Source organism: Streptomyces sp. NPDC091281 (assembly GCF_044757425.1).
Lineage (GTDB): Bacteria > Actinomycetota > Actinomycetes > Streptomycetales > Streptomycetaceae > Streptomyces.
In genome coordinates this window covers 117,670-130,728 of sequence record NZ_JBIVUY010000014.1, presented here as the reverse complement: position 1 = coordinate 130,728, position 13,059 = coordinate 117,670, and the positions used below count along the sequence as shown (strand labels likewise).

At 74.8% G+C, this 13,059-nt stretch carries 12 protein-coding genes; 6 read left to right on the top strand and 6 right to left on the bottom strand.

Annotation, left to right across the window (positions count from 1 at the left end; all coding sequences use genetic code 11):
* The first annotated feature begins 197 nt into the window (after positions 1–197).
* Both ACIQPQ_RS30895 and ACIQPQ_RS30890 read left to right on the top strand, forming a co-directional pair.
* Positions 198–773 (top strand): helix-turn-helix domain-containing protein, encoded by a 576-nt coding sequence (locus ACIQPQ_RS30895; RefSeq protein ID WP_401310291.1) that lies wholly within the window; start codon positions 198–200, stop codon positions 771–773.
* Positions 774–873: 100 nt separating this feature from the next.
* Positions 874–1,434, top strand: a complete 561-nt coding sequence (locus ACIQPQ_RS30890) for a YbaK/EbsC family protein (protein ID WP_401310288.1) — start codon at positions 874–876, stop codon at positions 1,432–1,434.
* Between the two features lie 41 nt (positions 1,435–1,475).
* On the opposite strand, the gene ACIQPQ_RS30885 is transcribed toward ACIQPQ_RS30890, so the two are convergent.
* Entirely contained in the window at positions 1,476–2,699 is a 1,224-nt protein-coding gene (locus ACIQPQ_RS30885) for a 4-hydroxybenzoate 3-monooxygenase (protein ID WP_401310285.1), read from the bottom strand.
* A gap of 151 nt (positions 2,700–2,850) precedes the next feature.
* On the bottom strand, positions 2,851–3,258 hold the full coding sequence (locus tag ACIQPQ_RS30880) for a CoA-binding protein (RefSeq protein ID WP_401310282.1): 408 nt from the start codon (positions 3,256–3,258) through the stop codon (positions 2,851–2,853).
* A 136-nt stretch (positions 3,259–3,394) separates the two neighbouring features.
* On the opposite strand from ACIQPQ_RS30880, the gene ACIQPQ_RS30875 reads away from it, so the two are divergent.
* Together ACIQPQ_RS30875 and ACIQPQ_RS30870 are read left to right on the top strand one after the other, a co-directional pair.
* Positions 3,395–3,994 carry a SixA phosphatase family protein gene (locus tag ACIQPQ_RS30875; RefSeq protein ID WP_401310279.1) on the top strand — a complete coding sequence of 200 codons (600 nt, stop codon included), beginning with the start codon at positions 3,395–3,397 and terminating at the stop codon, positions 3,992–3,994.
* Between the two features lie 44 nt (positions 3,995–4,038).
* Positions 4,039–4,665 (top strand): YigZ family protein, encoded by a 627-nt coding sequence (locus ACIQPQ_RS30870; protein WP_401310276.1) that lies wholly within the window; start codon positions 4,039–4,041, stop codon positions 4,663–4,665.
* A 48-nt stretch (positions 4,666–4,713) separates the two neighbouring features.
* On the opposite strand, the gene ACIQPQ_RS30865 is transcribed toward ACIQPQ_RS30870, so the two are convergent.
* The 4 genes from ACIQPQ_RS30865 to ACIQPQ_RS30850 are packed head-to-tail and all read right to left on the bottom strand — an operon-like array spanning position 4,714 to position 8,622.
* On the bottom strand, positions 4,714–6,141 hold the full coding sequence (locus ACIQPQ_RS30865; protein WP_401310273.1) for an NAD(P)/FAD-dependent oxidoreductase: 1,428 nt from the start codon (positions 6,139–6,141) through the stop codon (positions 4,714–4,716).
* Positions 6,138–7,316 (bottom strand): MAB_1171c family putative transporter, encoded by a 1,179-nt coding sequence (locus ACIQPQ_RS30860; protein ID WP_401310270.1) that lies wholly within the window; start codon positions 7,314–7,316, stop codon positions 6,138–6,140. The genes ACIQPQ_RS30865 and ACIQPQ_RS30860 overlap by 4 nt, the downstream gene beginning before the upstream one ends.
* Positions 7,317–7,369: 53 nt before the next feature.
* On the bottom strand, positions 7,370–8,026 hold the full coding sequence (locus ACIQPQ_RS30855) for a toxin-antitoxin system, toxin component (protein WP_401310267.1): 657 nt from the start codon (positions 8,024–8,026) through the stop codon (positions 7,370–7,372).
* A gap of 2 nt (positions 8,027–8,028) precedes the next feature.
* Positions 8,029–8,622 (bottom strand): hypothetical protein, encoded by a 594-nt coding sequence (locus tag ACIQPQ_RS30850; RefSeq protein WP_401310264.1) that lies wholly within the window; start codon positions 8,620–8,622, stop codon positions 8,029–8,031.
* Between the two features lie 256 nt (positions 8,623–8,878).
* Between ACIQPQ_RS30850 and ACIQPQ_RS30845 the strand changes: the two genes are divergently transcribed.
* Both ACIQPQ_RS30845 and ACIQPQ_RS30840 read left to right on the top strand, forming a co-directional pair.
* The gene (locus ACIQPQ_RS30845) at positions 8,879–10,042 is read left to right on the top strand and encodes an exonuclease SbcCD subunit D (protein ID WP_401310261.1); all 1,164 of its coding nucleotides are present in this window, start codon (positions 8,879–8,881) and stop codon (positions 10,040–10,042) included.
* Positions 10,039–13,035: an AAA family ATPase gene (locus ACIQPQ_RS30840; RefSeq protein ID WP_401310258.1), complete on the top strand. Its 2,997-nt coding sequence runs from the start codon at positions 10,039–10,041 to the stop codon at positions 13,033–13,035. The genes ACIQPQ_RS30845 and ACIQPQ_RS30840 overlap by 4 nt, the downstream gene beginning before the upstream one ends.
* Positions 13,036–13,059 lie beyond the last annotated feature (24 nt).

The window sequence follows — 13,059 nt, the reverse complement described above, 5'->3', positions numbered from 1 at the left end:
GCAGCTCCGGCGCTGACCCTGCCCGGACGCGGCCCGTCCCGGTTCCGGCGCTGACCCTGCCCGGACGCCTGGGCGCCGCCGTCGGGGGCGCGGTGTCCGCAGTACAGTTCGGTGTACCGCCGGGTGCAGTGCACGGTGGTGCGGCGGCGGGGTGGACCCGGTCCCGGAGAACGGCGTGACGGCGGAACGGACGGAACGTGGCGGACCTCGACCTGCTGACCCAGTCGCTGGCGCGCAACGTGAAGCGCTGGCGCGCCGAGCGGGGCTTCACCCTCGACGCGCTCGCCGCCCGCGCCGGGGTCAGCCGGGGCATGCTGATCCAGATCGAGCAGGCCCGCACCAACCCGAGCATCGGCACCGTCGTCAAGATCGGCGACGCGCTCGGCATCAGCGTCACCACCCTCCTCGACTACGAGCGGGGCCCCCGCGTGCGGGTCGTCCCCGCCGACCAGGTGGTCCGCCTCTGGCGCACCGACGCGGGCAGCTACAGCCGCCTCCTCGCGGGCACCGAGGCGCCCGGTCCGCTGGAGATGTGGGACTGGCGGCTGATGCCCGGCGACAGCAGCGCCTCCGACCCGCACCCGCCCGGCACCGTCGAGATCGCCCACGTCACCGCCGGGGAACTCACCCTCACCGTCGAGGGCACCGAGTACCGGGTCCCGGCCGGGGCCAGCGTCACCTTCGAGGCCGCCGCCGCCCATGTCTACGGCAACACCGGCGACGTCCCCACCGAACTGGTTCTCACCGTCTCCGTACCGCCGCCCGCGCACTGACCCGCCCCCGCCGCCCGCCTGACTGCCCGCGCGGCGGGGCCCGTCGCCCGCGCGGCGAGACGGTCCGCCGGGGGTGCCGGGCGGCTGTTAGCGTGCCGCCATGGACGCACCGATCGGCACCTTCGCGCACGCCTGGCCCGCCCCCGACCGCCTCGACGACCTGGTCGCCCCGGTCGCCGACGCCGTACGCCACTGGAGCGGCGCCGTCCCCGCGGAGCAGATCGTCTACGTCGACACCGACCCGGAGTGGGCCGACACCGCCGTCTTCGTCGAGCACTACGGGCGCGACCTGCTGGAGCGATCCGCCAACTGCGTGGTCGTCGCGGGCAAGCGCGGCGGGGAGACCACCCTCGCCGCCTGCCTGGTGCTCTCCACCACCCGCGTCGACGTCAACGGCGCCGTCCGCCGCCAACTCGGGGCCCGCAAGGCCTCGTTCGCCCCGATGGACACGGCTGTCGGGGAGACCGGCATGGAGTACGGCGGCATCACCCCGCTCGGCCTGCCCGCCGACTGGCCCGTGCTGGTGGACCCCGCCGTCGTCGACCTGCCCTACGTCCTCGTCGGCAGCGGACGCCGCCGCGGCAAACTCCTCGTGCCCGGCAAGGCGTTCACCGACCTGCCCGGCGCCGTCGTGCTGGAGGGCCTCGGCCTGCCGGTCTGACAGGCCGTCAACCGTGCCCGCGCCATGGCGATGTACGGCTGTCAGTAGTGCGCGGCGGTGCCCAGGTACTGCTCCGCGAAGGCCGCGGCGGCGGCGGGCGACGTGAACAGCCGCCGCAGCCGGGCCAGCGTGGTGCCCGCGCGGAACGGATCGCCGCCCGACGTGCCGTGGTACACGTCCGACAGCCACTGCGAGAACTCCTGGTAGTCCCAGACCCGCCGCAGACCCGTCTCCGAGTACCGGTCCAGGCCCTCCCCGTCGCCCCCGGTCAGATAGGCGGCCAGCGCGTCCCCCAGCAGGAACGCGTCGTGCAGCGCCAGGTTGAGCCCCTTCGCCGCGATCGGCGCGACCAGATGGGCCGCGTCCCCGGCCAGGAACAGCCGCCCGTACGTCATCGGCTCCACGACGTAGTCGTGCAGGTCCAGCACCCGCTTCTCGATCAGCGGCCCCTCGGTGAGCGGGGGTCTCCCGGCCGCCTCCAGCCGGGTCCGCAGCTCGTGCCAGACCCGCGTGTGGGTCCAGTGGTGCGGGCTGTCGCCCGGCGGGCACTGGAGGTAGTAGCGGGTCACCTCGGGGCTGCGCGCCATGTGCCCGGCGAACCCGTTGGGGTGGATGCCGAACACCACGCAGTCGCTGGACGGCGGCGCCTCGACGAGCAGCGACAGCCAGCCCACGCCGTAGTCGTGCCGGGCGATCCGCACCGCCCCCTCGGGTATCGCGGCCCGGCTCACCCCCTGCGCCCCGTCCGCGCCGACCACGAAGTCACAGAGCAGCAGCCGCTGTTGACCGGTCCGGGAGCAGGTGTACGACACCGACGGCCGGTCCGTCTCCAGGTCGTGCAGCTCGACGTCGCGCACCGAGAAACGGGCGTCGCCGCCCCGCACGTCGACGAACTCCCGCGCCAGGTCCGCCACCAGCAGCGGCTGCGGGTAGACGTAGTGGTGACGGCCCGTCAACTCCTCGTAGGGGAAGCGGTACGCCTCGCCGCCGAAGCGGAACTCGCAGGCCGTGTGCGCCTGGGCCCGCTCCACGATCCGCCCGGCGAGCCCGCGCCGCTCCAGCGCGCGCACCGCCCACTCCTCCAACACCCCGGCGCGGGGCCGGGTCTCGACGGTCTCGCGGCTCTCGGTCTCCAGGACCACACAGTCGATTCCGGCGTCGCGCAGGAGCGTGCCGACGGTGAGGCCGGCCGGCCCCGCCCCCACCACGACGACCGGGACATGCGGCAGAGAACGGGATTCGGGGTGGGGGGAGATCGTTGTCACCCCGCACATTATGGGTCCCGCCGACGGGGGTGTCAGCGTGGTCCGGCGGGCGGTCGCGGGCCCGGTCCGGTATGCCCCGAAGGCCCCCGGCGGCGGCCGGGAAGGCACGCGCCGACCGCCGCCCGGAACGGTCGCCCGCGCCGCGTACGGCTCAGCCGAGGCGGGGGATCTCGATCGCCGGGCAGCGGTCCATCACCATGTCCAGGCCCGCCGACCGGGTCCGCTCACAGGCCGCCTCGTCGACCACCCCGAGCTGGAACCACACCGCCTTCGCGCCCTTGGCCACCGCCTCGTCCGCGACGGCCCCGGCGAGCGCGCTGTTGACGAACACGTCGACCACGTCCACCGCGAACGGGATGTCCGCGAGCGACGCGTAGCCCTGCTCCCCGTGCACCGTCTCCGCCTTCGGGTGCACGGGCACGACCCGCTTCCCGAACCGCTGGAGCACCCGCGCGACGCCGTACGCGGCCCGCTCGGGGTTGGTGGACAGTCCGACCACCGCCCAGGTGTCCCCGGACTCGGTCAGGATCCTGCGGATGGTCGCCTCGTCGCCGTACACCTGGTGCCTCCTCGTGCCAACGCCAACCGGTGGACGCCGCCCGGCGTCCCTCGTCCCCCACGACAACACCGCGGGACCGGGCCGGATTCCGCCGCGCGGCACGGCGTACGCCCGCGACCGCCCGTAGGCTCGGACCGTGCACCGCGCCCCGGACGACCCGCCCCCCGGCCCCGACGGCCCCGCCCCCGCCGCGGGCGACCGGACCCCGCGCCGTCTCCTCGTGCTGCGGCACGCCAAGTCGGCCTGGCCGCCGGGCGTGCCCGACCACGAGCGGCCGCTCGGACCGCGCGGCCTGCGCGACGCCCCCGCCGCGGGCGACGCCCTCGCCGCCCCGGACCGGCATCCCGACCTCGCCCTGTGCTCCACCGCCGTCCGCGCCCGCCGCACCTGGGACCTCGCCGCCGCCCGCCGCATCGGCACCCCGGCCCCGGTCCGCCACGACCCCCGCCTGTACGCGGCCGACGTGCCCGATCTCCTCGCCGTCGTCCACGAGACACCCGCCGCCGTACGCACCCTGCTGCTCGTCGGCCACAACCCCGGCCTCCAGGACCTCGTCCTCGCCCTCGCCGACCCGGACCGGGACGCCACCGGCGGTGGCCTGGCGGCCGTCCGCGAGAAGTTCCCGACCTCCGCCGTCGCCGAGCTGACCTGGGACGGTCCCGGCTGGCCCGACCTGACCCCCGGCACCGCCCGGCTCACCTGGACGGCGGTCCCGCGGGGCCGCGAGGACGCCTGAGCCCGGCCCCGGGCACCGCCGCGACCAGCGCATAAGCTGGGCGGATGCCCGACGAGTACCGCACCGTCGCCCACCCGGGCGTGCACGAGACCGAGGTCAACCGCTCGCGCTTCCTGTGCGCGCTCGCCCCCGCCGCCACCGAGCGGGAGGCCCAGGACTTCCTCGCGGCCGTCCGCCGCGAGCACCCCACCGCCACCCACCACTGCTGGGCGTACGTCATCGGCGCCGACGCCGCCGTCCAGAAGGCCAGTGACGACGGCGAACCCGGCGGCACCGCGGGCGTCCCCATGCTCCAGATGCTGCTCCGCCGCGACATGCGGTACGTCGTCGCCGTCGTGACCCGCTACTACGGCGGCGTCAAGCTCGGCGCGGGCGGCCTGATCCGCGCGTACGGCGGCGCGGTCGGCGAGGCCCTGGACGCCGTCGGCACCCGCACCCGGCGCCGCTTCCGCCTCGCCACGGTCACCGTCGACCACCAGCGCGCCGGCAAGGTCCAGAACGACCTGCGGGCCACCGGCCGCACCGTCCGCGACGTGCGCTACGCCGAGGACGTCACCATCGAGATCGCCCTCCCGGACGCCGACGTCCCCGCCTTCCGTGCCTGGCTCGCGGACGCCACCGCGGGGACGGCGGGCTTCGAGGTGGGCGGGGAGGCGTACGGGGACGTGTGAGGCGTCCCGCGGCCCGCAAGGCTCGCGGGATGGGGCCCCGGCCGGTGGTCAGGCACCGTCCACGGGGGCGGTCACGGTGTCGCCGGTCAGGACGCCCCGCTCGGCGGGCGAGAGCGGCGGCCCGTCGAGCTGCGGCCGCTGGGGGCCCCGCCACGCCGCCAGAAGCACCTTGGGCGTGAGCAGCGAGGCAGGCGGTGCCTCCAGCATGAGCACGTCCGTGAGCGCGGTCGCGACCAGGTGGGATCCCGTGGCGGTGCGGGACAGACGGCTCACGTACCGCTGCAGGACGCGGTCCGCGAGGTTGGGTCCCCTGCCCGCGATGTCCGGGCGGTGGATGTCCGTGCCGACGGAAAGGGACCATGCCGCGTCGACGGGACGGGACACGGCACGCTGGGCCCGACGGGCGAGCCCGCGCTCCGAGCCGCCGCGGGACAGGGTGTTCCGGATCGCGAGAGCACTGAGCGCGGCCACCGACATGCCCTGCCCGTAGACGGGGTTGAAGGCGGCGACGGCGTCGCCGGTCACCACGAGCCCGTCGGGCCAGCCGCGGAGACGTTCGTAGAAATAGCGGCGGTTGGCGGTGGTGCGGGTGACGACCACCTCGCCGAGCGGCTCGGCCCGGGCGATCAGATCGGCCACGACGGGGTGGCGCAGCTCCCTGGCGTACTGCTCGAACGCGTCCGGGTTCCGGCCCAGTTCGGATATCGCGGGACCGAAGAGGCTGACGCGCCACCGGTCGCACTCGACCGGACCGATGCAGCCCGCCCGTGGCTGACCGTTCCGGAAATCCGCCTGCACGTTCACGATGGGCCAGCCGCGCGTCGGCACAGGAGCCCGATACAGACGACTCGCGTAGCTGAGGCCGGAATCGACGCGCTTCTCCCGCAGGCCGGTGATGCCGCGTTCCGCCAGCCACCGGGGCGTCCGGGACGACCGCCCCGACGCGTCGATGACCAGCCGGGCGGACATCTCCCGCTCCTCACCGGTGGAGGAGCGCAGCCGGACGCCCGTGACACGGCGCTCGTCACCGAGCAGACCGGTGACTCTCGTGCGCTGATGGATGGTCACGTCCACGTTCTTGAGGAGCTGCTGCCTGATGACCCAGTCCGTCAGGTCGCGGCTAGCGGTGACCTGATGGTGGGTGGCGTTCTGCCAGCGCCGGTACCAGCCTTCCGGGGAGTACATGACCATGTCCGTGGTGACGGGAACCCGATTCGCACCCGAGGCGACCATCTCGTCGACGGTGCCTGGCAGTATTTCGTCGATCGCTCGCGCGCCACCGGAGAGCAGGGTGTGGAAATGCGCCGCCTGCGGAACGCCCGCCCTGGTGGTCTCAGGGCCGCTCGGCAGCTCGTGGGCCTCGATGATGTCGACGGCGTCGAAGTGGCCGCCGACCGCCGCCGCGGCGAGCAGGCCCGCGATGCTGCCGCCGATGATCACGGCTCTTCCGGGTGTCCGCGACGATGCGTCGCTCATATCGATCTACTTTCAGCAGCGCCGTTCAGCCGGCGGAATTGAAGGACAAGGGGTGACGTGAGGTCTCTGGAAAGGCGCACGACGTCGTCGGTGCTCCACGTCGGGCCGGCCGCGGCTTCACCCGGGCGGGTCTGGCTCCGTCGGCGGTCCACCGCGATGACGATCATGGCCGCGTCGGCACTCACCGCGGCCTGCGCACGCGATGCTCCGCCGCGGATCGCCGTCTCGAACGCCCGGTCGCGCGCCTCGGCGTCGTAGTAGGGCGCGATGGAGAGGAGGGCGTCGAAGATCGCCGTCACGCGAGCCGTGAGCCGTACGGCCGGTGTCGAGAACCACGGCAGCGCGATGCGGACCGATACCGGTGCCGGGACGGCCTGGAGTTCTTTCCACAGGGGAGTCAGCTCCCGCAGTCGACGCACGGCGTGGAGGGCCGAGGCCAGCCGGGGGCCGACCAGGGGGAGCGCGAAGCCGGTGACGGCGAGCAGCGCGGACGGTGCGGCGGCCAGCGGGGCGACCTGATCGATGAGGAAGTCCCAGTGGCGGCCTGTCCAGCGCGCCACCACCGCGACGAGCTTCACGATGTCGTACGCCACGTGCAGGAGGAACGAGGGGACGAGGATGAGCAGTCCGGCCCGTAGGGAGCCGGTGACCTCGCGGGACCAACGCCAGCAGAGAACGCTCGCCGTCAGGGTCGCCCCTCCCTGGACGAGGAGATAGAGCAGGATCATCTCGCGGATGTACGGCGTCTCGGCGTAGTAGCCGTCGAAGAGGGTCCGCTGCTCCACCGGGGCGTCACCCAGCCAGAACAGCACGTGGAGCGCCAGGATCGCGGCGCAGGACACCGCGACGCACATCCGGGAGGCACGACGCGTCTGCTCGGGCCGGGCCGCGCGCCAGTTGATGATGAGCAGCAGACTGGCCCCCGAGTTGGCCATCAGTGCCGAGTAGGCCAGGGGGGCCGCGAAGTTCTGGATGCCCGTCACCTGGTTGACCAGCGCGATGGAGTCCGGCGCGGTGAGGAAGAAGACCGCGGCCCCGGTGACGAGGACGGCGACCGCCGCGCGTAACGCCGTGTCGTGGCGGCGCCGGACGGCCGCCGGAAGCTTGATCAGCCCGATCAGCAGAAGCAGGCAGCCGCATATGTAGAAGGCGAGGTTGTTCGGTCCGTGTTCCATGGGGGTGCGCTTTCTGGGTCCGGGCGGGGTGGCAGGCGGGTGCCGGGAGTCCGTCAGGACGGATGCTTCCGGTGTGCCATCGACACCTGGATCCGGCCCGCGACGCCCTCCGGGTCGGATGCCGTGTGCGACTCGGCGAGCAGCGCCTCCAGGGCGGTGGCGAACCGGAAACCGAACATCTCCGCCTCGGTCTCCTCGGCGACCGCGCTCTCGGCCCTCAGCGCGGCCACGTGCAGGCCCAGGTCCATCCGTTCCACGGACGGCGACTCGGCGTGGTCGATCCGGGTGATCCGCCGGACCAGGTCCTCCAGCGGGCCGGCCGGGTCGCCGCCCTGGGTCCGCGCCGCGGCGACACCGTGCGTCATCTGCGCATCGCAGTGCCCGGCGAACATGTGCCACACCTCGTGTCCGATGATCACGCGCTGGTGCACCGGGGCGGTGTTCTGCTCGTAGGCGATCAGGTCGAAGTCGGGTGCGTTGACCCACAGGCCGCTGGCGGTCTCCGGCGGGAACGCGGCCGGGCGCAGACGGACCGGCCGGCCGCGCACACGGGTGAGCGCGTCGCTGAGCGCCGGGGCCAGGTCGTCGTCTCGGAACGGCCGCATGCGGCCGACGATGCCGCCGGTCAGCCGCCTCATGGTCCGTGCGCTGGAGTCGTGGACGGTGTGGACGCCGTCGTACGGTCGGGACGAGACGCCGCGGCGGTTCATGGTCACTTCTCCGGCTCCAGAACGGCTTTGATGACTCCGGCGAGCATGGCGCGGCGTTCGGGGGCCAGTCCACGGAAGCTGATGCCCGCCAGCCCGTGCTCACTCATCAGCTCGGCCACCGGATCCTCCGACCGCAGTTCACCCAGGAGCGGTTGCAGGGCCCTGTTCAGGCTGTCGGCATCCGTGTCGGTGAAGACGTGCAGGTCGACGTCGAAGAACTCGGCCAGCTGGGACAGGTGGCCGATGCTCGGCACTTTGGCGCCCTTGACCAGTTGGCGTGCCCACATCTCCGAGATGTCCAGCGCGGCGGCCACGGTGCGGATGCCCGCTGCGAAAGAGATCCGGTCCGTGTCCAGATAGGTCTGATAGGCGCGGGCCAGGCGGTTGCGGACACGCTCCTTGACCGCTTCCTCGCTGCTGCCCCCGGCGTGCGGCTCCCCGCCGGCCAGCAGCGCCCGGACCTCGGCCTCGTCGAGCAGGGTGGCACGGGACAGTCCGGGGATGTCGAAGACCGCCTCCTCACGGAGGCCTCTCTCCGTGATCAGCGCGCGGAGACGCGTGAGTGTCTCAGGGAGAGTGCCGCTCGGATCACTCACCGAAGCTCCTGGCTCGCGTAGGGGGAAACGTCTGTGGACGTACAGTAAAGTACCGTTGACGTCGGAGATTCGGGAAGCGCCGGTACCGCGGCGCGGACGACCAGTCGGCCGCTGTGCGCGCCGTGCACGCGCCCGGCGGGCCCGATGAGCGCAGTCCCCTCCATGACCGTCACCGCCCCGAAGCGGCCCGTGCGCACGGCCGGATCGCCGGAGGAGGAGACCGGCCTGTCGGACCCGCCCGTTACGCTCGGGAGTCATGAGGCTCCTGCACACGTCCGACTGGCATCTGGGCCGGGCGTTCCACCGGGTGAACATGCTCGGTGCCCAGTCCGCGTTCGTCGACCACCTGCTCGCCACCGTGCGCGAGCGCGACGTGGACGCGGTCGTCGTGTCGGGCGACGTGTACGACCGGGCGGTCCCGCCGCTCGCCGCCGTCGAGCTGTTCGACCGGGCGCTGCACCGGCTGGCCGGGCTGGGTGTGCCCACCGTGATGATCTCCGGGAACCACGACTCCGCCCGGCGGCTCGGCGTCGGCGCCGGGCTGATCGGCCGCGCGGGCATCCACCTGCGCACCGACCCGGCCGGGGCGGGCACCCCCGTCCTGCTGCGGGACGCCTTCGGCGAGGTCGCGTTCTACGGCCTGCCCTACCTCGAACCCGCCCTGGTGAAGGACGAGTTCGGCGTCGAGAAGGCGGGCCACGAGAGTGTGCTCGGCGCCGCCATGGACCGCGTCCGGGCCGACCTCGCCGCCCGCCCGCCGGGCACCCGCTCCGTCGTCCTCGCCCACGCCTTCGTCACCGGCGGCGAGCCCAGCGACAGCGAACGGGACATCACCGTCGGCGGCGTCGACTCCGTGCCCGCCGGGGTCTTCGACGGCGTCGACTACGTCGCCCTCGGCCACCTCCACGGTTGCCAGACCCTCACCGGGCGCGTCCGCTACTCCGGCTCCCCGCTGCCGTACTCCTTCTCCGAGGCCACGCACCGCAAGAGCGTGTGGCTGATCGACCTCGGCGCGGACGGGGCGGTGGCCGCCGAGCGCGTCGACTGCCCCGTCCCGCGCGGCCTGGCCCGGCTGCGCGGCACCCTCGACGACCTGCTCACCGACACCGCGCTCGCCCGTCACACCGAGGACTGGGTCGAGGCCACCCTCACCGACACCGTCCGCCCCGCCGACCCCATGGCCCGGCTCACCGAGCGTTTCCCGCACACGCTCAGCCTCGTCTTCGCCCCCGACCGCGCCCCCGACGACCCGGACGTGTCGTACGCGCGCCGCCTCGCGGGCCGCAGCGACCAGGAGATCGCCGAGGACTTCGTGGCGCACGTGCGCGGCGCGGGCCCCGACGCCCGCGAACGCGGCGTCCTGCGCGACGCCTTCGACGCCGTCCGCGCCGACGACACCCTGCGCGAGGTCGCCCGATGAGGCTGCACCGGCTCGACCTCACCGCCTTCGGCCCGTTCGGCGGCCCGCAGAGCGTCGACTTCGACGACCTCTCCGCCGCCGGGATCTTCCTCCTGCACGGCCCCACGGGCGCGGGCAAGACCTCCGTCCTGGACGCCGTGTGCTACGCGCTCTACGGCTCCGTCCCCGGCGCCCGGCAGAACGGCCAGGGCCTCACCCTGCGCAGCGACCACGCCGACCCCGTCACCCGCACCGAGGTCACCCTCGAACTCACCGTCGCCGGACGCCGGTTGGAGATCACCCGGCAACCCCCCTGGGAACGCCCGAAGAAGCGCGGCAGGCCCGGCACCACCGTCGAGAAGGCGCAGAGCACCCTCCGCGAGTACGACCCGGCCGCCGGGGCCTGGAAGAGCCTCAGCCGGTCCCACCAGGAGATCGGCGAGGAGATCACCCAGCTCCTCGGGATGAGCCGCGAACAGTTCTGCCAGGTCGTCCTGTTGCCCCAGGGAGACTTCGCCCGCTTCCTGCGCGCCGACGCCGAGGCCCGGGGCCGCCTGCTCGGCCGCCTCTTCGACACCCGCCGCTTCGCCGAGGTGGAGAAGCGCCTCGCCGACCGCCGCCGCACCGCGGAGGCCCGGGTGCGCGAGGGCGACGCGGCGCTCCTGGCCGACGCCCACCGCATGCAGCAGGCCGCCGACGGCACCCTGGACCTCCCCGAACTCACGCCGGGCGAGCCGGGACTGGCCGACACCGTGCTCGCCGCCGCCGCGCAGGCCCGCAGCACCGCCCGGGAACGCCTCACGATCGCGGAGTGCGGTGTGCTCGCCGCCGACTCCGCCCGTGCCGCCGCCGACCGCGCCCTGACGGACGTACGCGAACTCGCCCGGTCGCAGCGGCGGTTCGCCGACGCGCGGGAGCGGGCCCGGCAGTTGGCCGAGCGCGCCGGGGAGTACGAGGAGACGCGCGCCCGGATGGAGCGCTCCCGCAAGGCGGAGGCCGTGGCGCCCGCCCTGGAGCTGCGGGACGCCGCCGACGCCGAACACCGCCGCGCCACCGACGCCGACGCGCGCGCCCGCGCCCGCCTGCCGCGCGAGTACGCCGACGCGGGAGCCGCCGGACTCGCCGCGGCGGCCCGCCGCGCCGCACAGGACCTGGGCGGTCTCGACGCCGCCCGCCGCGGCGAACAGCGCCTCGCCGGCCTGCTGGCCGAACGGGACCGCCTGGACCGTCAGGAGCGCGCCGACGAGGACGCCCTCACCGACACGGAAGGGTGGCTCGCCGCCTGGGAGACCACCCGCACCGCCCTGCGGCAGCGGATCGAGTCCGCCCAGGAGGCCGCCACCCGCGCCGAGCAGCTCGCCGAACGACGCGAACCGGCCCGGCGCCGACTGGCCGCCGCCCGCGACCGCGACCGCCTCGGCCAGGAGGCCGAGGAGGCCCGCCAGCGCGCCCTCGCCTCCGCCGAGCGGGCCGCGGAGGCCCGCGCCCACTGGCTCGACCTCAAGGAACAGCGCCTCGACGGCATCGCCGCCGAACTCGCCGCCACCCTCCGCGACGGCGAACCCTGCGCGGTCTGCGGCGGCACCGACCACCCCGCCCCCGCCCGCCGCACCGCCGCCCACGTCGACCGCGCCGCCGAGGAACAGGCCCTCGCCGCCCACCAGCGCGCCGAGGAACACCGCACCGCCGACGAACGCGCCCTCGGCACCCTCCGGGAGGCCCTCGCCGCCGCCGCAGCCGAAGCCGAGGACGCCCCCACCGACCGACTCGCCGCCGAGGCGCAGGAGGTGGAGGCGGCCTGCGCGCTGGCCCGGCAGGAGGCATCCGACCTGCACCCCGCCCGCGAGGAACTCCGCCGCGCCGAGCAGGAGCACGAACAGCGCGTCGCCGCCCAGCGGGAGGCCGCCGTACGGGTCGCGGCCCGGGTCGGGCAGCGTGACCGCCTGGAGCAGGAACGGGCCTCGCTGGAGCGGGAGTTGGCCGAGGCCCGCGGTGACGCGCCCAGCGTGGCGGCGCGCGCCGACCGCCTGGAGCGCCGCGCCGCGCTGCTCACCGAGGCCGCCGACGCCGCCCGTACCGCCGAGGAGAGCGCCGTCCGCCGCAAGGAGGCCGACGGCCGCCTCGACGAGGCCGCGTTCCGCGCCGGGTTCGACACCCCGCGCGCGGCCGCCGCGGCCCTCCTCGACGCCGCCACCCACCGCGCGCTCCAACGGCGCCTGGACGAACGGCACTCCGAGGAGGCCGCCGTACGGGCCGTCCTCGCCGAGCCCGACACCGCGGCCGCCGCCGCGCGCCCGCCCGCCGACCTCGCCGCCGCCGAGCACACCGCGGCCGCCGCCGCCGAACGGCTCCGCCGGGCCGCCTCCGCGCGGGACGCCGCACAGCGCCGCTGCGCCGACCTGGAGCGGCTCTCCGCCCGCGCCGCCGACGCCGTCCGCCGGCTCGCGCCGCTGCGCGAGGAGCACGACCGGGTGGCCCGCCTGGCCGGACTCACCGCCGGGACCGCCGCCGACAACGACCGCAGGATGCGGCTGGAGGCGTATGTGCTGGCCGCGCGGCTGGAGCAGGTGGCCGCCGCCGCGACCGTCCGCCTGCGGCGCATGTCCTCCGGCCGGTACACGCTGGTCCACTCCGACGACCGTGCCGGGCGCGGCCGCAGCGGACTCGGGCTGCACGTCGTGGACGCCTGGACCGGCCGCGAGCGGGACACCGCGACGCTCTCCGGCGGCGAGACCTTCTTCGCCTCCCTCGCCCTCGCCCTCGGCCTCGCGGACGTCGTCACCGACGAGACGGGCGGGGTGCGGCTCGACACCCTCTTCATCGACGAGGGGTTCGGCAGCCTCGACGACCAGACCCTCGACGAGGTCCTCGACGTCCTCGACTCGCTGCGCGAACGCGACCGCAGCGTCGGCATCGTCAGCCACGTGGCCGACCTGCGCCGCCGCATCCACGCCCAACTGGAGGTCGTGAAGGGGCGGTCGGGGTCGGTGGTCCGGCGGCGCGGCGGCGTCTGACGGCGCGGACGGGCACGGGGCGGA

Coding starts and splice junctions, on each gene's coding strand:
- ACIQPQ_RS30870 (WP_401310276.1), top strand. CDS start 4,039: ATGCCCGACGAGTACCGCACCGTCGCCCACCCGGGCGTGCACGAGACC.
- ACIQPQ_RS30845 (WP_401310261.1), top strand. CDS start 8,879: ATGAGGCTCCTGCACACGTCCGACTGGCATCTGGGCCGGGCGTTCCAC.
- ACIQPQ_RS30890 (WP_401310288.1), top strand. CDS start 874: ATGGACGCACCGATCGGCACCTTCGCGCACGCCTGGCCCGCCCCCGAC.
- ACIQPQ_RS30855 (WP_401310267.1), bottom strand. CDS start 8,026: ATGAACCGCCGCGGCGTCTCGTCCCGACCGTACGACGGCGTCCACACC.
- ACIQPQ_RS30865 (WP_401310273.1), bottom strand. CDS start 6,141: ATGAGCGACGCATCGTCGCGGACACCCGGAAGAGCCGTGATCATCGGC.
- ACIQPQ_RS30860 (WP_401310270.1), bottom strand. CDS start 7,316: ATGGAACACGGACCGAACAACCTCGCCTTCTACATATGCGGCTGCCTG.
- ACIQPQ_RS30840 (WP_401310258.1), top strand. CDS start 10,039: ATGAGGCTGCACCGGCTCGACCTCACCGCCTTCGGCCCGTTCGGCGGC.